Source organism: Streptomyces sp. NPDC042364 (assembly GCF_056437585.1).
Window position 1 is genome coordinate 106,623 of sequence record NZ_JBWKAJ010000009.1, and the last position, 21,549, is coordinate 128,171.

Here is a 21,549-nt window from a genome sequence, read left to right on the forward strand (position 1 = left end):
CGGCGGACAAACGCCCGCCGGGCCCTCACACGGCGTCCGCCCCGCACGGCGGGCGTCCCGCGGCCTGGGGCGCGGGATCACAGCCCCACGATCCCGTTCCACCGCCTGGCGAAACCCGGGCGCTCCTCGGGTGTGATGTCGCGCGCGATCGCGAGGCGGGAACGCAGGGTGCCGTCGGGGAAGATCAGGGGGTCCTCGGCGAGCGCGGCGGTCTCCTCGTCGGGGGCGGAGGCGAGGACGTCGCGGGCGGCCGGTACGGGGCAGACGTAGTTCACCCAGGCGGCCAGTCGGGCGGCGACCTCGGGATGGTAGTAGTGGTCGACGAGGCGTTCCGCGTTGCTCTTGTGCCCGGCCCGGTTGGGGATCATCAGGGATTCCGACCACAGCTCGGCACCCTCCTCGGGGACGACGAACTCGATGTCCGGGTCGTCCGCCTGAAGCTGGATCACATCGCCGGAGTAGGCCTGGCAGGCGAGGACGTCCCCGGAGGCCAGGTCCTTGATGTAGTCGTTGCCGGTGAAGCGGCGGATGTGGCCGCCGCGGACGCGGGCCTCCACCTGGTCGCAGATCTCATGGAAGTCGTCCGCGGTCCAGCGCGTGACATCGACGCCGTTGCCCTGCATCAGCAACGCGAACGCCTCGTCCAGCCCGGAGAGCAGCGTCACGCGCCCTTTGAGGTCGTCGGCCCACAGGTCGGAGAGGCGGCGCACCTCGCGGCCCGTCCTCCGCCGGTTGTAGGCGATCCCGGTGATCCCGGACTGCCACGGCACGGTGAACCTGCGGCCCGGATCGAAGGCGGGCGACCGCAGCTGCGGATCGAGGTAGGCGGTGACGTTCGGCTGTGCCGCCCGGTCCATCTCCTGCACCCAGCCCAGCCGTACGAACCGGGCGCACATCCAGTCGCTGAGCACGATCAGATCGCGCCCGGTGTCCTGGTGGTTCATCAGCGCGGGGCCGACCTTGCCGAAGAACTCGTCGTTGTCGTTGATCTCCTCGACGTAGTCGACCCGGATGCCGGTCCGCCGCTCGAAGGCGTCCAGGGTCGGCCTGCGCGACTCGTCCGCGTCATCCGTGTCGATGTACAACGGCCAGTTCGCCCAGCTGACCCGCTTCTCCCGGGCGGACCGATCCGCTCCGGCCCGGTCGCCGGGCGCCACGTAGGCGGCGGGCACCCCGCACCCGGCGAGCCCGCCGGCCAGCGCCCCGGAACCGAGGGCGCGCAGGACCGAACGACGGGATGGAGGACGGCCGTTGCCCCGCGGTACGAACATCACCGCAGCATGCCGCCCGACCTCCGGCCCGTGCAACGTGCACGCCCCCGCGCCCGCCCCGGGGACGTCTCAGTCCGGGGACGTCTCAGTCCGGGGACGCCTCAGTCCGGGGACGCCTCAGTCCGGGGACGTCTCAGTCCAGGGACGTCATCACGTGCTTGATCCGCGTGTAGTCGTCGAACCCGTAGCCCGAGAGGTCCTTGCCGTACCCGGACTTCTTGAACCCGCCGTGCGGCATCTCCGCGACGAGCGGGATGTGCGTGTTGATCCACACGCATCCGAAGTCCAGCGCCTTGGACATCCGCATCGCCCGCCCGTGGTCCCTGGTCCACACGGACGACGCGAGGGCGTACTCGACGCCGTTCGCCCACTCGACCGCCTGGGCCTCGTCGCTGAACGACTGCACCGTGATGACCGGCCCGAAGACCTCCTTCTGGATGATCTCGTCGTCCTGCTTCAGCCCGGAGACGACGGTCGGCGCGAAGAAGTAGCCCTTGTCGCCGACCTGCTTGCCCCCGGCCTCCACACGCGCGTGCGCCGGCAGCCGCTCGATGAACCCGGAGACCTGCTTGAGCTGGTTGGGGTTGTTCAGCGGCCCGTAGAGGACGTCCTCGTCGTCCGGCTGCCCGGTCTTCGTGTCGGCGGCGGCCTTGGCCAGCGCGGACACGAACTCGTCGTGGATCGACTCCTGCACCAGCACACGCGTGGCCGCCGTGCAGTCCTGCCCGGCGTTGAAGAAGCCCGCCACGGAGATGTCCTCGACGGCCTTGGCGATGTCGGTGTCCTCGAAGACGACGACCGGCGCCTTGCCGCCCAGCTCCAGGTGGACCCGCTTGAGGTCCTTGGACGCGGACTCGGCGACCTGCATGCCCGCCCGTACCGAACCGGTGATGGACGCCATCGCGGGCACCGGGTGCTCGACCATCAGGCGGCCCGTGTCACGGTCACCGGTGATGACGTTGAAGACGCCCTTCGGGAGGATCGCCCCGATGATCTCGGCCATCAGGACCGTGGACGCCGGCGTGGTGTCCGACGGCTTCAGGACGACCGTGTTGCCGGCGGCGATCGCCGGGGCGAACTTCCACACGGCCATCATCATCGGGTAGTTCCAGGGTGCGACCTGGGCGCAGACGCCGACCGGCTCACGGCGGACGATCGAGGTCATGCCCTCCATGTACTCGCCGGCCGAGCGGCCCTCCAGCATCCGGGCCGCGCCCGCGAAGAAGCGGATCTGGTCGACCATCGGCGGGATCTCCTCGGACCGGGTCAGTCCGATCGGCTTGCCGGTGTTCTCCACCTCGGCCGCGATGAGTTCCTCGGCCCGCTCCTCGAACGCGTCCGCGATCTTGAGCAGGGCCTTCTGGCGCTCGGCCGGGGTGGTGTCCCGCCAGCCGGGGAACGCGGCCGCGGCCGCGGCCATGGCCGCGTCGACGTCGGCCTCGCCGGACAGGGGCGCGGTCGCGTAGGCCTCGCCGGTCGCGGGGTTGACCACCTCGGTGGTCCGTCCGTCGACCGCGTCGCGGAACTCCCCGTCGATGTAGTTACGCAGACGACGCAGCTCGGTGCTCACTGCCGTGCCCTCCAGATGTGGGTTCCAGATGGGGGTTGTCCATCCTTTGAGACACCACCCTAGTCCGCCGCCCGACGTTTTCAACACCCCTGACACCAGACTCGCTGCGAAATCCGCAAGCTACGACGCCGTAAACAACGAATTTCATCGATCTGGCCTTGCGGAACTGTCGATGTCTCGTGCACAGTGTGGCCGTGGCCAGTCGAAGCGCAGAGCAGAGAGACTCCCGCGAGCCCCGCAGGGACTCGAAGGAGCCCAGGAACGGCACTCCCCAGTTGGACGCCGTCTCCCTCGCCATCGTCCAGCAGCTGCAGGAGGACGGCCGCCGGCCGTACGCCGCGATCGGCAAGGCCGTCGGCCTCTCCGAGGCGGCCGTGCGCCAGCGCGTCCAGAAACTGCTGGACCAGGGCGTGATGCAGATCGTCGCCGTCACCGACCCGCTCACCGTGGGCTTCCGGCGGCAGGCGATGCTCGGCATCAACGTCGACGGCGATCTCGATCCGGTCGCGGACGCGCTGACGGCCATGTCGGAGGTCGAGTACATCGTGATCACCGCGGGCTCGTTCGACCTGATGGTGGAGATCGTCTGCGAGGACGACGACCATCTGCTCGAGGTGATCAACAAGCGCATCCGGACCCTGCCCGGCGTGCGCTCCACCGAGAGCTTCGTCTACCTCAAGCTCAAGAAGCAGACCTATATGTGGGGAACCCGATAACCGTGAGGACGCGATAGCCGTGAGCCCCAAGGACCTCAGCAAGACCGCGTACGACCACCTGTGGATGCACTTCACCCGCATGTCCTCGTACGAGAACTCCCCGGTCCCCACCATCGTCCGGGGCGAGGGCACGTACATCTACGACGACAAGGGCAAGCGGTACCTCGACGGTCTCGCCGGTCTCTTCGTGGTCCAGGCCGGCCACGGCCGCACCGAGCTCGCGGAGACCGCGCTCAAGCAGGCGCAGGAGCTGGCCTTCTTCCCGGTGTGGTCCTACGCCCACCCGAAGGCCGTCGAGCTGGCCGAACGCCTCGCCCACCACGCGCCCGGCGACCTGAACAAGGTCTTCTTCACCACCGGCGGCGGCGAGGCGGTCGAGACCGCCTGGAAGCTCGCCAAGCAGTACTTCAAGCTCGTCGGCAAGCCGACCAAGTACAAGGTCATCTCCCGCGCGGTCGCCTACCACGGCACCCCGCAGGGCGCCCTGTCGATCACCGGCCTGCCCGCCCTCAAGGCCCCCTTCGAGCCGCTGGTCCCCGGCGCGCACAAGGTCCCGAACACCAACATCTACCGCGCCCCGCTCTTCGGCGACGACCCCGAGGCCTTCGGCCGGTGGGCCGCCGACCAGATCGAGCAGCAGATCCTCTTCGAGGGCCCGGACACCGTCGCGGCCGTCTTCCTGGAGCCCGTGCAGAACGCCGGCGGCTGCTTCCCACCGCCGCCCGGCTACTTCCAGCGGGTCCGCGAGATCTGCGACCAGTACGACGTGCTGCTCGTCTCCGACGAGGTCATCTGCGCCTTCGGCCGACTCGGCACGACGTTCGCCTGCGACAAGTTCGGCTACGTCCCGGACATGATCACCTGCGCCAAGGGCATGACCTCGGGCTACTCCCCGATCGGCGCCTGCGTGATCTCCGACCGCATAGCCGAGCCCTTCTACAAGGGCGACAACACCTTCCTGCACGGCTACACCTTCGGCGGCCACCCGGTCTCCGCGGCCGTCGGCCTCGCCAACCTCGACCTGTTCGAGCGCGAGGGTCTCAACCAGCACGTCCTCGACAACGAGGGGGCGTTCCGCTCGACGCTGGAGAAGCTCCACGACCTGCCGATCGTCGGCGACGTCCGCGGCAACGGCTACTTCTACGGAATCGAGCTGGTCAAGGACAAGGCGACGAAGGAGAGCTTCGACGACGACGAGACCGAGCGGGTCCTCTACGGCTTCCTGTCGAAGAAGCTGTTCGAGAACGGTCTGTACTGCCGCGCCGACGACAGGGGCGACCCGGTCATCCAGCTCGCCCCGCCGCTGATCTCCGACCAGTCGACCTTCGACGAGATCGAGCAGATCCTGCGCGCCACGCTGACGGAGGCGTGGACCCTGCTGTAATCGCCTCCGGCGCCGCGAACGGCCCGGGATGCCCCCGTCCGAGTGAGATGGAGGCGTCCCGGGCCGCGTGCCGTCCGGCCCCGCCACCCCCCGGCCTAGCGTGCCCGGTAACCGATCAGCCCTGCTTTCGTTCCCCCGGACGGGGACTCCCCACGGCAATCCCTGATCCGAACCGAGGTGTACGCCCATGGTGGCCCCACCGGACAACGACGTGCTCTGGGCGCGTGGTCTGACCTACGCCCACGACGGCTCGCCCGCGCTGCAAGGCGTGTCGCTGGGCGTACGGGTGGGCGAGATCGTCGCCGTGACCGGTCCGCGCGGCAGCGGCAAGACCACGCTCCTGCGCTGCTTGTCCGGACAGCTGCGGCCCCAGCAGGGCGAGGTGTGGTTCAACAGCATCCCGCTGCACACCATGGGGCCGGTCTCGCGGGAGCGGCTGCGCCGTGACCGCTTCGGCTGGATCGACCCGGAACCCGTGCTGGTCCCCGAGCTGAACGCCTGGGAGAACACCGCCCTGCCGCTGATGCTGCGCGGAGCGGGCCGCAGGGCCGCCAAGGCATCCGCCCTGGAGTGGCTGGAGCGCCTCGACATCCGCGACGCGGCCCGCAAGCGGCCGCACGCCCTGCTGCAGTCAGAGCGCCAGCGGGTGGTCGTCGCCCGTGCGCTGGTCGCCGCGCCCACCGTGCTCTTCGCCGACGAGCCGACCGCCCCGCTGCACCGTGCCGAGCGCTCCCATGTGCTGCGCACCCTCACCACGGCCGCCCGCTCCCACGACATCACGGTCGTCCTCGCCACCCAGGACGCGGAGGCAGCCGCCCTCGCCGACCGCACGGTCGCCCTGCTCGACGGCCGCGGCGTGAAGACCGTCCATCTCCCGTCCGCGGCCGACAGAGCCCCAAGGCCCGCACCGGGGGCGGACCGCCGAACGGCCACCGGGGGCAGGAGCCGCCCCGCCCCGCGAGGAGAAGCACCGGCCGGTGCCGCACGGGACGCCGTGACCACCGCCGGCGACACGCGATCAGCCACCGGCGGCGAGCTGCGGGCCACCGTCGACAACGAAGGCCGGCCCAGGGCGGAGGGACGTCGCCGGGCAGCCGCCGAGGACACCGGACACCCCACCCCGGGCAGCGGCCTCCCCACTCCGGGCACCGGACACCCCGCGCAGGGCGGCGAAGCCCCGCCCACCGCCGGGGGAGGAGGCCGGACCGCGTGCTCGCTCTCCGCCTAGCCCGCCGGGCCCACCCGGTCGTCCAGCTCCGCCGGCTGCTGGTCGCCGCGGCGTCCGGCGGCACGGGCTTCCTGCTGCTGTGCGCCCTCGGGCACGCCCTGTCCCACCCGCACGCCCCCTCCGGCTCGGTGCTCCGACTGCTCTGGTGCCTCGTACCCGCCGCCGCCACGGTCCACTTCGCCGTGGCGGTCGCCCGCACCGACCCCGGCACCCGGCCGCGCCCCGGCCTCTCCGCCGTCGGTCTCGGCCCCGTCCGTCTCATGGCCGTCTCGGCCGTGACGACGGCCCTGTCCACCACCCTCGGCTCCCTGCTCGCCCTGCTCGTCTTCCTGCATCTGCGCGGCGATCTCACCGGCATGCCCTTCGACGGCTCCGCCGCCGACGTCCTCGCCGCCGGCCGGCCCCTGCCCCTGCCGGCCGCCCTCACCCTGCTCGCCCTGGTACCGGTCGCGGCCTCGGTGACGACGGCGCTGATCCTGCGCCCCAAGGACCCCCGGCCCCGATCCGCCGGCCCCAGGACGCGTTTCATGGCGTACGACACCTTCGACGTCCGCCGCCGGGTCCTGGAACCGGCGGGTGCGACAAGGTTCGAGGAGGAGCCGGAGCCCGAGGAGGAGGCCCCCACGACCCCCGAGGCCCTCCGGCCGGCGGCCCCGCGCCCCGCGCCCGGCGGCCTTCCGTGGGGCATCGCCGTGCTCGCCGTCGGCCTCGCCACCGAGACCTACGCCGGTCAGTCCGACGCCGGCTCGGCCCTCACGCTCCCCGGCGGCGTCGCCGACAGCCCCGCCGGGGTGCTCGGCGGCTGGCTGCTGACCGCTGTGGGGCTGGTCCTGGTCGGCCCCGGGCTCACCCACCTCACCGGCCGGCTGCTCCAGGCCGTGCGGCCGGGGGCGCTGCGGCTGCTGTCCGGGCGGGTACTGCAGGCGGAGGCCAGGCGGATCGGTCGTCCGGTGGGGGTGGTGTGCGCGGTGGCCTCCGGGGCGTACGCCATGGTGACGCTGTCCGCCTCCGGCCCGCGCCCCACCGTCGGTCCGCTCACCGTGCTGGGCGCCCTCGTCGTGGCCGGCTGCACCGTTCTCACCCTCGCCACGGCCGCCGTGGAGGTCCGCCAGGCGCGCGCCGACACCACGACCGCGCTGCTGCGACTGGGGGCGCCCGCCGCCCTGCCCCGCCGGGCGGCCCTGCTCCGCACGGGCGCGCTGCTCGCCGTCTTCGGCCCGCTGACCTGGACGGTCGCGGAGCTGGCGGCGGTTCCGCTGGCCTCCTGAAGCGCGGTCCCGCGTCGGCTTCGAGGGGCGCCGGAGAACCCGTACGAAGAAAGACCTCGGCCGGCGATGAGTTTCGCGGGGAGCCCCGGTCTACCCCTGCGAACGGACCGAGACCCACGACGGACCGACCGACGCCTACGGGAGAGACTCGCATGTACCAGCAGATGATCTTCGTGAACCTGCCCGTGAACGACCTCGACGCCTCCAAGAAGTTCTTCACGGAGCTCGGGTACTCGATCAACCCCCGGTTCAGCGATGAGAACGCCGCCTCGGTGGTGATCAGCGACACCATCGTGGCGATGCTGCTCACCAAGCCGTTCTACGCGACCTTCACCAGGAAGGAGATCGCGGACGCCACCCGGACCAGCGAGGTGCTGCTGTGTCTGAGTGCCGAGAGCCGCGAGAAGGTGGACGAACTCGTGGAGAAGGCGGTCGCCGCCGGCGGTACCGCCTCGGAGAAGATCCAGGACATGGACTTCATGTACGGCCGCGCCTTCGACGACCTCGACGGCCACACCTGGGAAGTCGTGTGGATGAACCCCGATGTCATCGAGGGCTGAGGGCCGGGAGCAGGGCCCTAGCATGGGCGGGTGCAGACGATGCCCGCCCACGCGGCCCACCACGACGACCGCGAGATCGAGACGATCGAGGAGTTCGACGCGACCGTCTCGGCACGCGGCTCCCTCAGCGGGTACCGCGTCCAGGGCGTCGACCTGACGGACCGTACGCGCGAACTGCTCGCCACCGACGCGGCGGGCGCCGTCTTCCTCGGCTGCCCGATGCGCGACGACGCGGCGGCGAAGATCCGCGCGGACGGCGCCCTGGTCTTCCCGCCCATACCGGATCTGCCCTTCGACCCGTACCGCGGTCTGCTCTACTCCCCCGACGAGCTCTTCGCGTCCCTGTCCGACGGCGGTTACGAGGCGACGCCGGACGCCCGCTCGTACGCCTGGCTCCAGCGGACCAAGGCCGACCGGGACGTCTTCGCCTCCACGCTGCGCGCCGTCCACGACGACTCCGTCTCCGACGCACTCGACGAACTCCTCGTGGGCGCACGGGTGGTGGGGGTGATGGGCGGCCACGCGATGGCCCGCGGCACCGCGGCGTACGAGGGTGCCGCCCACCTCGGCCGCAGCCTGGCCCGCTCCGGTCTCACGGTCGCCACCGGCGGCGGTCCGGGCGCGATGGAGGCCGCCAACCTGGGCGCCTACGCCGCCCCGTACGACGACGGGATGCTCGCCGACGCCCTCAAACTGCTGGCGACCGCACCGACGTTCACGCCGTCGATCACCGAATGGGCGAGCGCCGCCTTCGAGGTGCGCGCCCGCTGGCCCGGGGGCGGCACCTCCGTGGGCATCCCCACCTGGTTCTACGGCCATGAGCCGCCGAACCCCTTCGCCTCCCACATCGCCAAGTACTTCGCCAACGCGACCCGCGAGGACGGCCTCCTCGCCCGCTGCGACCACGGGGTCGTCTTCCTCCCCGGCGCCGCCGGCACGGTGCAGGAGATCTTCGACAACGCCACCCCCAACTACTACGAGTCCCGCGGCGAGCCCACCCCCATGGTCCTCGTCGACCGCGCCCACTGGACGGAGAAGCTGCCCACCTGGCCCCTCCTCCGCTCCCTGGCCCGTGCCCGTTCCATGGAGTCGCGGATCGCCCTGGTCGACCGGATCGAGGACGCGCCTCAAGCGCTGGAGCGGCTCCAGGGGTGAGGGTGCGGTACGCGGCGAACCGGGATCGAACGTGTGGGGTGTTCGGCACCGGGCAAAGCCAACGGCTCGGACACTTCTTCGGATTGACAGTACTTATGGCGCGCTTATAAACCTGTGAGGCACATGGGGAAGCCGCCTCGCCGGCGGCGCCTCCGTCACCCCCCACTCCCCTGTGCTCCCCGTGAAGGGCAAACGTGTCCACATCTCCCCGCATCGCGCGCGCAGCGCGTTGTCTCGGTGTCGCCTCCGGTTCCGCCGTGCTCGTGCTCGGCGTCGCGGGCAATGCCATGGCCAGCAGCATCAAGGACTTCTCCGCCGTGGCGGAGTGCGACGGCGGCAAGGGCGTCATCCGCGTGACCGACGTGGACCCGCTGGGCGTCACGGCAGAGGTCACCGTCTACCTGGAGAACAACGGTGCCGACCTGCGCAGGGTCGGCACCCAGGTCATCGAGGACTCGACCGCCGAGGGTGTGACCATCACCTTCGACGAGAAGTGGAAGCCGAGGGCCGAGTACCGCATCCACATCACGGCGGACAAGTACGTCGACGACGACCTGCCGATCCTGGTCGCACCCGACGAGTCCTGCAAGAAGGCGGACGACACGCCGTCCGCCCCGTCCGCCCCCTCCGAAAGCCCCGACAAGCCAGCGAAGAAGGAGCCTTCCGAGGCCAGGCGGTCCCCCGCACCGCCGGCCTCGGAGACCACCCCGCCCGCGGGTTCGGGCGACGACGACAACCTCCCCTCGCCCGAGGGCGACTCCAACCTCGCGGAGACCGGTGCCGGCTCCCCCACCGGTCTCATAGCCGGTGGCGCGGCGGCCCTCGCCGTCCTCGGCGCAGGCGCCGTGTACTACAGCACGCGGCGCCGCGGATCCTCCATGCGCTGACCTGCCCCGTACGGCCGTGCGGCCCGCGCCGCGGTGAGGGGCGCGGGCCGCACGCGCGTCGGGGAGCCGCACACCAACGGCTCGCCCGCACGGCTGGGACCAGCGGCTCACCTCACCCGAACGTCGCCCGCTCCAGCCAGAAGTCCAGCAGCTCCCGGTCGCCCAGCACCTCCAGCCGACCGCCGTCCGGCGGCAGTCGGCGGTAGAAGGCGAGCAGCACCTCGGTGAGCGGGCCGCGCAGCGTGACGGTCGCCTTCTCGTGGCCTCGCCGCCAGCGCACGCCGTCCTCGGTGAGCTCGACGAACCACTCGGCGTTCACGTCGGCCATGGTGTCCGTGGCGTGGAGGTGGATGCCGTGGCCGCGGCCGCGCAGGTCGCCGGCGGCGTCGTGCGGCATGGTTCGCTGGACGAACTGGACGATCTCCAGCCACTCGTCGATCGCGTCGGCTGCGATCTCCGGCGCCACCTCGTACGGCAGCCCGGCGGCGAGCGTCGCGTCGGCCCGGTGGACGACCAGCTCATGGGTCATCCGGCGGGCCCAGAACCCCGCGGTCCGCTCCCAGCCCCAGGACCACACCGGCGCCTCGGGCCCGGCCTCCCGCAGCGTGGCGAGGAGCGCCTCCCCGGACTCCGCGAGCCAGGCGTCCAGTGCGGCCGGGTCGCCCCGCTTCTCGGGGCCTTCGTACAGCGGCACCCGCTCCTCGGGCACTTCTTCCTCCGCCCGGGTCCGTACGTTGAGTTCCACCCAGCGCAGGGAGCCGCCGGTATGCCGGACGAGCTGTTCCAGCGACCAGTCGGGGCAGGTCGGCACGGCCGCCGCCAGGTCCGCGCCGGCGGTCACGACCTCCCTCAACTGCCTGACCTGGCGCTCGATCTCGGCGCAGTAGCGGTCATGGCGGGCCCGGGAATCCTGTGTACGCAGCGTCATGACGTCGGACCCTACGCGTCCGGGGAGCCGCCGAGCACGAGGATTTCGGCGGCGTCGAAGGCCACGCCCACCTGGTCGCCGGGCTCCGGCGCGTCGCGCAGCGCGCATGCCGCCTCCAGGCGCGGGGCGCCCTCGGGCTGCAGGTGGACGGCGACATGGGTGCCCCGGAAGGTTCGCGCGGCCACGGTGCAGCGCAGCCCGTCGGCGGCGTCGACCAGCCGTACCCCGGCGGGCCGCACCAGCAGTGCGCCCGGCCCCTGCGGCGAGCCCTCGGGCACCGGCACCTTGCCCCAGGGGGTGGCGGCGGCCTGCCCCGACACCGTCGCGTCGACCACGTTGTCGAAGCCGAGGAAACGGGCCACGAACTCGTCCGCCGGGTGCTGCCACACCTCCAGGGGCGTACCGGACTGGGCGATTCGCCCGTCCCGCATCACCACGACCCGGTCGGCCAGCGCGAACGCCTCCCCCTGGTCGTGCGTGACCGCCAGTACGGTCATGCCCAACTCTGCGAACAGCTGGCGGAGTTCGACGACCAGTCGTTCTCTCAGCGAGCGGTCCAACTGGCCGAGGGGTTCGTCGAGCATGAGCAGCCGGGGGCGGGGCGCGAGAGCCCGGGCCAGCGCGACCCGCTGCTGCTCGCCGCCGGACAGCTCCCCGACCCGGCGGCGCGCGGCCCCCGGCAGCCCGACCAGCTCCAGCAACTCCCTTACGCGAACGGCTCGTTCGCCCTTGGCGGCGCCGTGCATCCGCGGCCCGAAGGCGACGTTGCCGGCGACGTCCCGCTGCGGGAAGAGCTGATGGTCCTGGAACATCAGGCCCACGCCGCGCTTGTGCGCCGGGACGCCCGACTGGTCGCGCCCGTCCAGGGACACTCGTCCGCCGTCGAGGGGCTGGAGCCCGGCGACCGCCCGCAGCAGGGTCGACTTGCCGCTGCCGCTCGGCCCCAGCACGCACACGATCTCGTGCTCGGCCACCTGCAGATCGACCCCGTCGAGCACGGCACGCCCGTCGAACCGTACGGTCGCGCCCTCGATCCTCAGCAACATCAGAACTCCCCCGTGCGATCGGTGCGGAGGCGCTCAAGCACCAGCAGGGCCACCGCGCACACCACCATCAGAATCGTGGAAAGGGCCATGGCCTGGCCGTAGTTGAGGTCGCCGGGCCGTCCGAGCAGCCGGGCCACGGCGACCGGCAGCGTCGGGTTGTCGGCGCGCGCGATGAACACGGTCGCCCCGAACTCACCGAGTGACACGGCGAAGGCGAACCCGGCCGCGACCAGCAGCGCCCGCCGTACGAGCGGCAGGTCGACCTCGCGCCACACCCGCCACGGCGACGCCCCGAGCACGGCCGCCGCCTCCCGCAGCCGTTGGTCCACCGCCCGCAGCACGGGCAGCATGGTCCGTACGACGAAGGGGACGCCGACCAGGGCCTGGGCGAGGGGTACCAGGATCCAGGAGCTGCGCAGGTCGAGCGGCGGTTCGTCCAGCGTGATCAGGAAACCGAAGCCGACGGTCACGGCGGACACCCCGAGCGGCAGCATGAGCAGCGCGTCGAAGCCTCGTACGAGCCGGTCCGTCGGGGAGGTCCTGCCGTTCTCGCGGGGGCGGGAGCGCAGGGTGAGGGCTGCCGCCGCGAGCCCGCCCACGAGGACGGCGATGGCGGTCGCGGCGCAGGCGTAACCGAGCGAGTTGCCGATCGCCTCGATCGGCGCCACCAGGAAGATCCCGCTGTCGTCGTTGGTCAGCTCCCGGTAGTAGCCGAACCCCGGCGCGTCGAGCGACCGCTGGACCAGCACGCCCAGCGGCAGCAGGATCAGCAGGACCACCGTGGTGAGGACCCCGGCCAGCAGTGCCCACTGCCCGGCCCCGCGGGGCCGCCGTGCCGTCTGCGACGCGTCGACCAGCCGGAGCGCGGTCTCCCGCCGCCGCACCGTCCAGGCGTGCACGGCGAGGATCAGCCCGACCGCCACGAACTGCACGAGCGTCAGCACGGCGGCCGTCGTCAGGTCGAAGATCTCCGAGGTCTGCCGGTAGATCTCCACTTCGAGCGTGGAGAAGGTCGGCCCGCCGAGGATCTGCACCACACCGAACGAGGTGAAGGTGAAGAGGAACACCATCAGGGCGGCGGCGGCCACGGCGGGGGCGAGAGCCGGCAGGGTCACCTTCCGCCAGGCGGCGAGCGAGGACGCCCCGAGCATGCGCGCCGCCTCCTCCTGCCGCGGGTCGAGCTGCGCCCACAAACCCCCGACGGTCCGTACGACGACCGCATAGTTGAAGAACACATGTGCGAGCAGAATCGCCCAAACGGTGGTGTCCAGCCGAACGCCCCACAGCTCGTCGAGCAGCCCGCCACGCCCGACGAGTGCCAGGAACGCCGTACCGACGACCACGGTCGGCAGCACGAAGGGCACGGTCACGACCGCCCGCAGCACATCCTTGCCCCTGAAGTCGAAGCGCGCGAACACATACGCGCCGGGGAGCGCGATCAGCAGGGTGAGCGCGGTCGAGACCAGCGCCTGCCAGGTGGTGAACCACAGCACGTGCCGGATCCCGGAGTCCCCCAGTACCTCCGCGATCCGCCCGAACTGCCAGCCTCCCCCGCGGTCCTCGCTCTTCAGTCCCCGTACGACGATCGCGGCGACGGGGTAGGCGAAGAACACCCCGAAGAACGCGACGGGCAGGGCCATCAGCCCGAGCCGCGCCGCGCTCCCCCTACGGGGTCCCCGCCGGGGCACGGCTTTCGCCGGCCCGGGATGCTCCTTCACTACTTCAGTACGAGCGAGGTCCATGACTTGACCCATTCGTCACGGTTCTCGGCGATCTTCGCCGGCGCCATGGTCTCCGGGTCCTTCGCGGCCGGGCCGTACTCCGTGAACTCGGCGGGCACGGACGCGCCTTCGAGGACCGGGTACACGAACATGTTGAGCGGCATGTCCTCCTGGAACCTCTTCGAGATCAGGAAGTCGATGAGCGCCTTGCCGCCCTCGGCGTTCCGCGCGTTGCTCAGCAGCCCCGCGAACTCGACCTGCCGGAAGCAGGTGCCGGTGGCGACGCCGGTGGGCGCGGTCTTCGGGCGCGGCTTGGCGTAGATGACCTCGGCGGGCGGCGAGGAGGCGTACGACACGACGAGCGGCCGGTCGCCGCCGGCCTTCTTGCCGTCGGTGGAGCCGGAGAACTCCTGGTAGTAGGCCTGCTCCCAGCCGTCGACGACCTTGACGCCGTTGGCCTTGAGCTTCTTCCAGTAACTCTGCCAGCCCCCATCGCCGTACTGCGCGGCCGTACCGAGGACGAATCCGAGGCCGGGCGAGGAGGTGGAGGCGTTCTCGGTGACGAGCAGGTCCTTGTACTCGGGCTTGATCAGGTCGTCGAACGACTGGGGCGGCTCGATCTTCTTCTCGCTGAAGTACGCCTTGTCGTAGTTGACGCAGATGTCACCGAAGTCGATCGGCGTGACCCGGTGCTCGTCCTTGTCGAGCTGGTACACGGCGCCGACCTTGTCGAGCCCCTTCGCCTCGTAGGGCTGGAAGAGGCCGTTGTCGAGCGCGCGGGACAGCAGCGTGTTGTCGACACCGAAGAAGACGTCGCCCTGCGGGTTGTCCTTGGTGAGAATCGCCTGGTTGACGGCCTGGCCGGCGTCCCCGCCGTCGAGGACCTTGACCTTGTAGCCGGACTCCTTCTCGAACGCCTTCAGCACGTCCTTGGAATAGCCGAAGGAGCCGTGGCTGACGAGGGTGACGGTCTTGGAGCCGCCCGACGCTGTGTCGCCGGACGACGACGAACCGCACGCGGACAGCGTGACGATCCCGAGGCCGACGGCCGCGGCGACGAACGTTCTGATGTGCACTGATGTCCTCCTGGGGGTGACCAGGAAGAGACGCGGCCCTGCCCGGGACTCCTCGGCGGGTTCCCGGGCAGGGCGCAACAGCTTGAGTGAAGACCGAACTTCCTACCCAGAATGACCTGGGCGAGGTTCAGAGGGTCTGCGGCCTGGATGCCGCACTCTCAGCGCTGTGGCGCTCCCCTGTCGGAATATGAAGATGTGTACGAAGGTCACCCTACCCCGTGGCCGGATTCCGACTCCTGCCGGTCCCGGCCGCCGGCGCTGCCCCGTAAGGGCCGGCTACCGCTCGGTGGCCGCGAGCTGGCCGCAGGCCCCGTCGATCTCCTGGCCCCGGGTGTCCCGGATGGTCACCGGTACCCCGTGGGCGGCGATGGCCTCCACGAACGCCTTCTCGTCCTCGGGCCGCGACGCGGTCCACTTCGAGCCGGGCGTCGGGTTCAGCGGGATGAGGTTGACGTGCACCGGCCTGCCCTTGAGCAGCCGGCCCAGCCGGTCACCCCGCCACGCCTGGTCGTTGATGTCCCGGATCAGCGCGTACTCGATGGACAGCCGCCGCCCGGACCTCGCGGTGTACTCCCATCCGGCGTCGAGGACCTCGCGCACCTTCCACCGGGTGTTGACCGGTACGAGGGTGTCGCGCAGCTCGTCGTCGGGGGCGTGCAGCGAGATCGCGAGTCGGCACTTGAAGCCCTCGTCGGCGAACCGGTGGATGGCCGGCACCAGCCCGACCGTCGACACGGTGATCCCGCGCTGCGAGAGCCCGAGCCCGTCCGGCTCCGGGTCGGTGAGCCGGCGGATGGCGCCGACGACCCGGTTGTAGTTCGCCAGCGGCTCGCCCATACCCATGAAGACGATGTTGGAGAGCCGAGCGGGCCCGCCGGGGATCTCCCCGTCGCGGAGCGCCCGCATCCCGTCCACGATCTGGTGGACGATCTCGGCGGTGGACAGGTTCCGGTCGAGCCCGGCCTGCCCGGTGGCGCAGAACGGGCAGTTCATACCGCACCCGGCCTGCGAGCTGATGCACATGGTGACCCGGTCCGGGTACCGCATCAGCACCGACTCGACGAGCGTCCCGTCGAACAGCCGCCACAGCGTCTTGCGGGTGGTGTCCTGGTCCGTCGACAGATGCCGGACGACCGTCATCAACTCCGGAAGCAGCGCCTCCTGGAGCTTGGTGCGCGCACCGGCGGGGATGTCGGTCCACTGCTCCGGGGCGTACGCGTACCGCGCGAAGTAGTGCTGCGAGAGCTGTTTGGCACGAAACGGCTTCTCCCCGATCGCCGCCACCGCGTCCTTGCGCTCGGCGGGCGTGAGATCGGCAAGGTGCCGCGGCGGCTTCTTGGCTCCGCGAGGGGCGACGAATGTGAGTTCTCCGGGTGCAGGCATAACCCTCCCAGTGTCGCAGATCAACTCCGGTGGCCCGGGCCGGAGCGAAATGGGGTGGTCATCCGTGGGTGCCTACTGGCGGCGTCGGCCGGCCTCGATCACTCCAGCTGCACGGGAGCGACCGGGAGCCGTTCTCTGTAGGGCCATGTGAAGGTGCGGTCGGGTTCGAGGTGGGCGTCCCCCCAGTGGATGGCATGGACGCCGTTCTCGACGTCGGCCGTGTAGAACACGCAGACCAGCCTGGTGGACGCCCCCAGCTCCTCGAACGCTTGGTGCAGCCCCAGGTACTCCTCGGTCGCCAGGTCTCCATCGACGTCGAACAGGGCCTCCGGAGGCTGCGGGCCGTGCGCCCGGAACAGCCGGTGCCGAGTGGGCGACGCGTTGGCGGGCAGCCGGGCCCTGTCCAGTGGCTTCGGCCTGTCCGCGTACCGGAAGGGGAAGAGGGCGTGATCGTTGATCACCGCATACTCGTATCCGCGTACGTCACGGACGGCTTCCCCCAGCTCGCGCGCCGTTTCCGCGAGGTTCTCGCGCACCACGCCCGCAAGGGCGACACCGTAGGGACTCCGCTTCTTCAGCCCCGCGGCAAGGTGCGCGGCATGAGCCTTCCCGTGCGCCTTGGCCAGTTGCACCGGAACCGCGGCGGCCAGCGCGCCGGCATGCCGCCCGAACCGCTCGACGGCCCAGGCCGACGGCCTGACCGGATGGCCACCCCACACCGACATACAGCGCCCCTCCCCCGGGTCCCGTCCCGCCTCTGAACTGTGTGACACGTACACGGAGCGCGTACAAGGGGGCGATCCGGCCAGGGCCGTGCGGGTGCGTGCCCCTGCCCGGCCGTCACACCAACCGGGACCGGGCCGGGTCCGCGCCCTGCCCTGACTGGAGCAGCGCCGGGGCGTGGGACCGCGATCGTCCGGGTTCCCGCCGCCTTCGCCGGCGGCTACGCCGATGTGTGTTCCAGGAGGTCCTTCAGATGCATCTCGTTGCGCGGCAGCTCCTTGCGGATCTGGGGGCGGACGACGAGGGGGACAAGGACCTTGCCGATGCCCCGGCCGTCGAAGCCGACCTCGACGGTGACGCGGGAGCGGCGGCCGTCGTCCAGCGGGGTGATCTCCCCGTGCACATGGCTGTGGACGGGGCCGTCGGTGCTCTCGAGACTCCAGGCACGCGGCGGCTCGTACTCGGTGAACCGCATGGTCATCGGAACGTTCCGGCGGCCGAAGTGCCGGGTGACGCGCACCCGGGAGCCGACACCGACCGGGCCGGCGTCCAGCGGCTCGCTGGCGACCGCGCTCTCCTGCCACTCGGGCAGATGGGAGAGGTCGCTGACATACGCCCAGACGTCCTCCGGGCGGCAGTCGATGTCGATCGATTCACGGAAGTCGGACATGAAGCCCGCCCCCTTTCAGCGTGATCCCCCTGGAGAAATCGTCCCACTCGACCGCCCACATGGCCACGGCTCGCCCGATCGCGGGCAGACGGCTGCGGGCCCCCGCCCTGTCCTCCATGTCCTCCAGGGCGGGGGCCCGCGTACACCGCGTGCCCGTGGGGCGTTCCGGTCAGCCGGAGCCCACGAACACCACCAGCAGCAGCCAGACCAGCGGAGCCGTCGGCAGCAGCGAGTCCAGCCGGTCCATGATCCCGCCGTGGCCCGGCAGCAGCGTGCCCATGTCCTTGATGCCGAGGTCCCGCTTGATCATCGACTCGCCGAGGTCACCGAGGGTGGCAGTGGCGGCGACCGCGAGGCCCAGGAGCAGGCCCTGCCACCACGCGCCGTCGTCGATGACGAACTGCATGAGCAGAGCGCCCGCGATCATGGCGAAGGCGACCGCGCCGAGCAGTCCCTCACGGGTCTTGCCGGGGCTGATGCGCGGGGCGAGCTTGTGCTTGCCGAAGCGCCAGCCGACGGCGTAGGCGCCCGTGTCGCTGACCACGGTCAGCACCAGGAACGTGAGGACCCGCTGCGGTCCGTCGTCCGCGGTGAGCATCAGCGCGACGAAGGTGGCGAGGAACGGCACGTAGAACGCGGCGAAGACGCCCGCCGTGACGTCCTTGAGGTAGTTCTCCGGCGGTTCCGTCATCCGCCACACGAGGACGGCGAGCGCGGTCAGCGCCATGGCCACCCAGGCACCCTCCGGGCCGCGCACATATCCGGCGACGACCATGGCGGCGCCGCCGACCGCGAGCGGTACGAGCGGCGCCTTGATGCCCTTGCGTTCCTGCAGGCGCGAGGTCAGCTCCCACAGTCCGACCACGACGGCGACCGCTATGACGCCGACGAAGACGGCCTTGACGATGAACAGCGACGCGACGATGACCGCGCCGAGCCCGACACCGACCCCTATGGCGGCGCTCAGGTCACGGCCCGCGCTCTTCTTCTGCGGGGCGGGCTGAGGGGCGTGGGGCATGGGCTCCGGCTTCTGCGGCGCCTCCCCGTGGGGGTGCGCCGACGGCATCTCGTCGCGGAACAGGGGGCCGGCCTGCCGAGCGGCCCCCCGGTCGTCGTCCTGGTTCCCGCCATGCGCGGGCACGTCGGGCACGATGGGCATGGGCTGAGTCTGCATCTGATGCCGGCCCTCAGGCGCATCGTACGGGGGACCCGCCGGGGCGTGCCCCTGGACAGGTCCCCGGTCGGTCGGCGCCCAGTACCCGGCTTGTGGCGGCGCTCCCCAGGAAGAGTCGTTCATCAGACCTCGAGGAGCTCGGCTTCCTTGTGCTTGAGCAGCTCGTCCACCTGGGCGACGTACTTCGCGGTGGTGTCGTCGAGCTCCTTCTCCGCACGGCGGCCCTCGTCCTCGCCGACCTCGCCGTCCTTGACGAGCTTGTCGATGGCGTCCTTGGCCTTGCGGCGCACGGAACGGATGGAGACCTTTGCGTCCTCGCCCTTGGTCTTGGCGACCTTGATGAACTCGCGGCGGCGCTCCTCGGTGAGCTCGGGGAACACCACGCGGATGATGTTGCCGTCATTGCTGGGGTTGACGCCCAGGTCGGAGTCGCGGATCGCCTGCTCGATGTTGCGCAGCGCGGTCTTGTCGAACGGGGTCACCACGGCCATGCGCGGCTCCGGCACGGAGAACGAGGCCAGCTGGTTGATCGGCGTCAGCGCGCCGTAGTAGTCGGCCACGATCTTGTTGAACATCGCCGGGTGCGCACGACCGGTGCGGATCGCGGCGAAGTCGTCCTTGGCGACCACGACGGCCTTCTCCATCTTCTCCTCGGCCTCGAGGAGGGTCTCTTCGATCACCACTTGCTCCTGCGTGTCTTGAGTAGGCCCGGCTGCTGTACGTGGTCACGTCGGCGGCCGGCTGCGTCGCGTCTTGTTCCTGCACGGTTCCCGACCGGCAGGACATTGTCCATCCCCCGGTCAGGCTCCGTCCCCCGGGCAGGGGAGGGACCCGGTCAGGCCCGGCTTCCCTGATCACCCACGAGAGTGCCGATCTTCTCACCCTTGACGGCCCGCGCGATATTGCCCTCCTTGAGAAGCTCGAACACGAGGATCGGGAGCTTGTTGTCACGGCAGAGCGTGATGGCGGTGGCGTCCGCGACCTTGAGCTCGCGGGTGATGACCTCGCCGTAGCCGAGGGAGTCGAACTTGACCGCGTCCGGGTTGGTCTTGGGGTCGGAGTCGTAGACCCCGTCCACCCCGTTCTTCCCCATCAGCAGCGCCTGGGCGTCGATCTCGAGGGCGCGCTGGGCGGCGGTGGTGTCGGTGGAGAAGTACGGCATGCCCATGCCGGCGCCGAAGATGACCACGCGGCCCTTCTCCAGGTGGCGCACGGCGCGCAGCGGGATGTAGGGCTCGGCGACCTGGCCCATGGTGATGGCGGTCTGGACCCGGCTGTCGATGCCTTCCTTCTCCAGGAAGTCCTGGAGGGCGAGGCAGTTCATGACCGTGCCGAGCATGCCCATGTAGTCGGAGCGGGCCCGGTCCATGCCGCGCTGCTGGAGTTCGGCGCCGCGGAAGAAGTTGCCGCCGCCGATGACGACCGCGATCTCCGCGCCGTCACGGACCACGGCCGCGATCTCCCGGGCGATGGCGTGCACCACGTCCGGGTCCACGCCGAGGCCACCGCCCCCGGAGAACGCCTCTCCGGACAGCTTCAGCAGAAACCGGCCGTGTACTTTGCCGTCGTCGCTCTTCTCGGGCTTGGTGGTCATGGAGATCTCGCCTCTTTACGTGTCGCACATACGAAGAAGGCCATTGCCGGTGGGGTGATGTTCGCATCCCATGCGCGGCAATGGCCTCCTCGTCAGATCTGCTGTCGTCCGTCACACGCGCGCGTGCGACGGCGTACGCGAACGACTGCTTCCGACCCTATCGGGACCGGGCGTCCGTCGCGGTACGGACTCAGATGCCGACCTTGATGCGCGTGAAGCGCTTCAGGGTGACACCGGCCTCGTCCAGAACCTTCTGGACGGACTTCTTGTTGTCGAGCGCGTACGGCTGACCGAGCAGCGTGACGTCCTTGAAGAAGCCGTTGAGGCGACCCTCGACGATCTTCGGCAGGGCGGCCTCGGGCTTGCCCTCGGCGCGGGTGGTCTCCTCGGCGACGCGGCGCTCGGACTCGACGACCTCGGCCGGCACGTCCTCCTTGGAGAGGTACTTCGGCGCGAAGGCGGCGATGTGCTGGGCCACACCCTTGGCGAGGTCGGCGTCGGCCTTGTCCAGCTCGACCAGGACACCGATCTGCGGGGGCAGGTCGGGCATGGTGCGGTGCATGTAGGCGTAGACGAAACCGTCGGCGAACTGCGCGAAGCGGTCCAGGACGATCTTCTCGCCGAGGTTGGCGTTGGCCTCGTCCACGAACGCCTGGACGGTCTTGCCGGCCTCGATCTCGGAGGCGAGCAGGGCCTCGATGTCGGCGGGGGAGGTCGCGGCGACGTGCGCGGCGATCGCGTTGGCGGCGGCCTGGAACTTGTCGCCCTTGGCGACGAAGTCCGTCTCGCACTTCAGCTCGACCAGGACACCGGAGGTGTTGTCGTCGGCGATGAGGGAGACCACGGCGCCGTTCTCGGCGGAGCGGCCCTCGCGCTTGGCGACGCCCTTCTGGCCCTTGATGCGGAGCGCCTCGACGGCCTTGTCGACGTTGCCCTCGGCCTCGTCCAGCGCCTTCTTGCAGTCCATCATGCCGGCGCCGGTGAGCTCGCGGAGCTTCTTGACGTCGGCGGCGGTGTAGTTCGCCATGAGTCTGTGAGTCCTTCTCGAAGTCTGGGAGATCGGAGATCCGCGCGGTCTGCGATCCGCATCCGGATGTCGGTACTCATCCGGCTGCGGGTATCCGACTCTGCGCCGACCTACGGGTGAACGGCGGGAGCGGAGTTCATGTCACCGCTCCCGCCGTCAACACGACGG

At 70.7% G+C, this 21,549-nt stretch carries 19 protein-coding genes and 1 pseudogene; 7 read left to right on the plus strand and 13 right to left on the minus strand.

The window, feature by feature from the left end:
• Positions 1-77 precede the first annotated feature (77 nt).
• Positions 78-1,271, minus strand: coding sequence for a polyamine ABC transporter substrate-binding protein (locus AC067N_RS19805; RefSeq protein ID WP_478680200.1), 1,194 nt, complete (start codon positions 1,269-1,271; stop codon positions 78-80).
• A gap of 133 nt (positions 1,272-1,404) precedes the next feature.
• Positions 1,405-2,841: a gamma-aminobutyraldehyde dehydrogenase gene (locus AC067N_RS19810; protein ID WP_478680201.1), complete on the minus strand. Its 1,437-nt coding sequence runs from the start codon at positions 2,839-2,841 to the stop codon at positions 1,405-1,407.
• A gap of 179 nt (positions 2,842-3,020) precedes the next feature.
• Between AC067N_RS19810 and AC067N_RS19815 the strand changes: the two genes are divergently transcribed.
• The 7 genes and pseudogenes from AC067N_RS19815 (at position 3,021) to AC067N_RS19845 (ending at position 10,039) form a co-directional block, all read left to right on the plus strand.
• Positions 3,021-3,557, plus strand: a complete 537-nt coding sequence (locus tag AC067N_RS19815) for an Lrp/AsnC family transcriptional regulator (protein WP_478680202.1) — start codon at positions 3,021-3,023, stop codon at positions 3,555-3,557.
• A gap of 19 nt (positions 3,558-3,576) precedes the next feature.
• Positions 3,577-4,941 carry an aspartate aminotransferase family protein gene (locus AC067N_RS19820; protein WP_478680203.1) on the plus strand — a complete coding sequence of 455 codons (1,365 nt, stop codon included), beginning with the start codon at positions 3,577-3,579 and terminating at the stop codon, positions 4,939-4,941.
• 187 nt (positions 4,942-5,128) lie between these two features.
• Positions 5,129-5,848, plus strand: a pseudogene (locus AC067N_RS19825) (ABC transporter ATP-binding protein); the annotation flags it as partial.
• A 302-nt stretch (positions 5,849-6,150) separates the two neighbouring features.
• The gene (locus tag AC067N_RS19830) at positions 6,151-7,437 is read left to right on the plus strand and encodes a hypothetical protein (RefSeq protein ID WP_478680204.1); all 1,287 of its coding nucleotides are present in this window, start codon (positions 6,151-6,153) and stop codon (positions 7,435-7,437) included.
• Between the two features lie 152 nt (positions 7,438-7,589).
• On the plus strand, positions 7,590-7,997 hold the full coding sequence (locus tag AC067N_RS19835) for a VOC family protein (RefSeq protein WP_478680205.1): 408 nt from the start codon (positions 7,590-7,592) through the stop codon (positions 7,995-7,997).
• 30 nt (positions 7,998-8,027) lie between these two features.
• Positions 8,028-9,152 (plus strand): LOG family protein, encoded by a 1,125-nt coding sequence (locus AC067N_RS19840; protein ID WP_478680206.1) that lies wholly within the window; start codon positions 8,028-8,030, stop codon positions 9,150-9,152.
• Between the two features lie 194 nt (positions 9,153-9,346).
• On the plus strand, positions 9,347-10,039 hold the full coding sequence (locus AC067N_RS19845; RefSeq protein WP_478680207.1) for an LAETG motif-containing sortase-dependent surface protein: 693 nt from the start codon (positions 9,347-9,349) through the stop codon (positions 10,037-10,039).
• A 112-nt stretch (positions 10,040-10,151) separates the two neighbouring features.
• Here the strand turns inward: AC067N_RS19845 and AC067N_RS19850 are convergent, their stop codons facing one another.
• The 11 genes from AC067N_RS19850 to tsf all read right to left on the minus strand — a co-directional run bounded on the left by AC067N_RS19850 (position 10,152) and on the right by tsf (position 21,381).
• On the minus strand, positions 10,152-10,967 hold the full coding sequence (locus tag AC067N_RS19850; RefSeq protein WP_478680208.1) for a maleylpyruvate isomerase family mycothiol-dependent enzyme: 816 nt from the start codon (positions 10,965-10,967) through the stop codon (positions 10,152-10,154).
• A gap of 11 nt (positions 10,968-10,978) precedes the next feature.
• Positions 10,979-12,013, minus strand: coding sequence for an ABC transporter ATP-binding protein (locus AC067N_RS19855; RefSeq protein WP_478680209.1), 1,035 nt, complete (start codon positions 12,011-12,013; stop codon positions 10,979-10,981).
• On the minus strand, positions 12,013-13,755 hold the full coding sequence (locus AC067N_RS19860) for an ABC transporter permease (RefSeq protein WP_478680210.1): 1,743 nt from the start codon (positions 13,753-13,755) through the stop codon (positions 12,013-12,015). Before AC067N_RS19860 ends, AC067N_RS19855 begins: the two co-directional genes overlap by 1 nt.
• A complete protein-coding gene (locus AC067N_RS19865; RefSeq protein WP_478680211.1) occupies positions 13,731-14,810 on the minus strand; it encodes a thiamine ABC transporter substrate-binding protein in 1,080 nt (359 codons plus the stop codon). The genes AC067N_RS19860 and AC067N_RS19865 overlap by 25 nt, the downstream gene beginning before the upstream one ends.
• Positions 14,811-15,086: 276 nt before the next feature.
• Complete coding sequence (gene rlmN, locus AC067N_RS19870) at positions 15,087-16,193, minus strand: dual-specificity RNA methyltransferase RlmN (protein WP_478680212.1); 1,107 nt, start codon at positions 16,191-16,193, stop codon at positions 15,087-15,089.
• A gap of 98 nt (positions 16,194-16,291) precedes the next feature.
• Positions 16,292-16,918 (minus strand): hypothetical protein, encoded by a 627-nt coding sequence (locus AC067N_RS19875; RefSeq protein ID WP_478680213.1) that lies wholly within the window; start codon positions 16,916-16,918, stop codon positions 16,292-16,294.
• A 218-nt stretch (positions 16,919-17,136) separates the two neighbouring features.
• Positions 17,137-17,586 carry an SRPBCC family protein gene (locus tag AC067N_RS19880; protein ID WP_478680214.1) on the minus strand — a complete coding sequence of 150 codons (450 nt, stop codon included), beginning with the start codon at positions 17,584-17,586 and terminating at the stop codon, positions 17,137-17,139.
• 169 nt (positions 17,587-17,755) lie between these two features.
• Positions 17,756-18,883, minus strand: coding sequence for a phosphatidate cytidylyltransferase (locus AC067N_RS19885; RefSeq protein WP_478680215.1), 1,128 nt, complete (start codon positions 18,881-18,883; stop codon positions 17,756-17,758).
• Positions 18,883-19,440: a ribosome recycling factor gene (gene frr, locus AC067N_RS19890; RefSeq protein ID WP_055517210.1), complete on the minus strand. Its 558-nt coding sequence runs from the start codon at positions 19,438-19,440 to the stop codon at positions 18,883-18,885. The genes AC067N_RS19885 and frr overlap by 1 nt, the downstream gene beginning before the upstream one ends.
• A gap of 155 nt (positions 19,441-19,595) precedes the next feature.
• The gene (pyrH, locus tag AC067N_RS19895) at positions 19,596-20,354 is read right to left on the minus strand and encodes a UMP kinase (RefSeq protein WP_055517171.1); all 759 of its coding nucleotides are present in this window, start codon (positions 20,352-20,354) and stop codon (positions 19,596-19,598) included.
• A gap of 190 nt (positions 20,355-20,544) precedes the next feature.
• Positions 20,545-21,381 (minus strand): translation elongation factor Ts, encoded by an 837-nt coding sequence (tsf, locus tag AC067N_RS19900; RefSeq protein ID WP_478680216.1) that lies wholly within the window; start codon positions 21,379-21,381, stop codon positions 20,545-20,547.
• Positions 21,382-21,549: the final 168 nt, after the last annotated feature.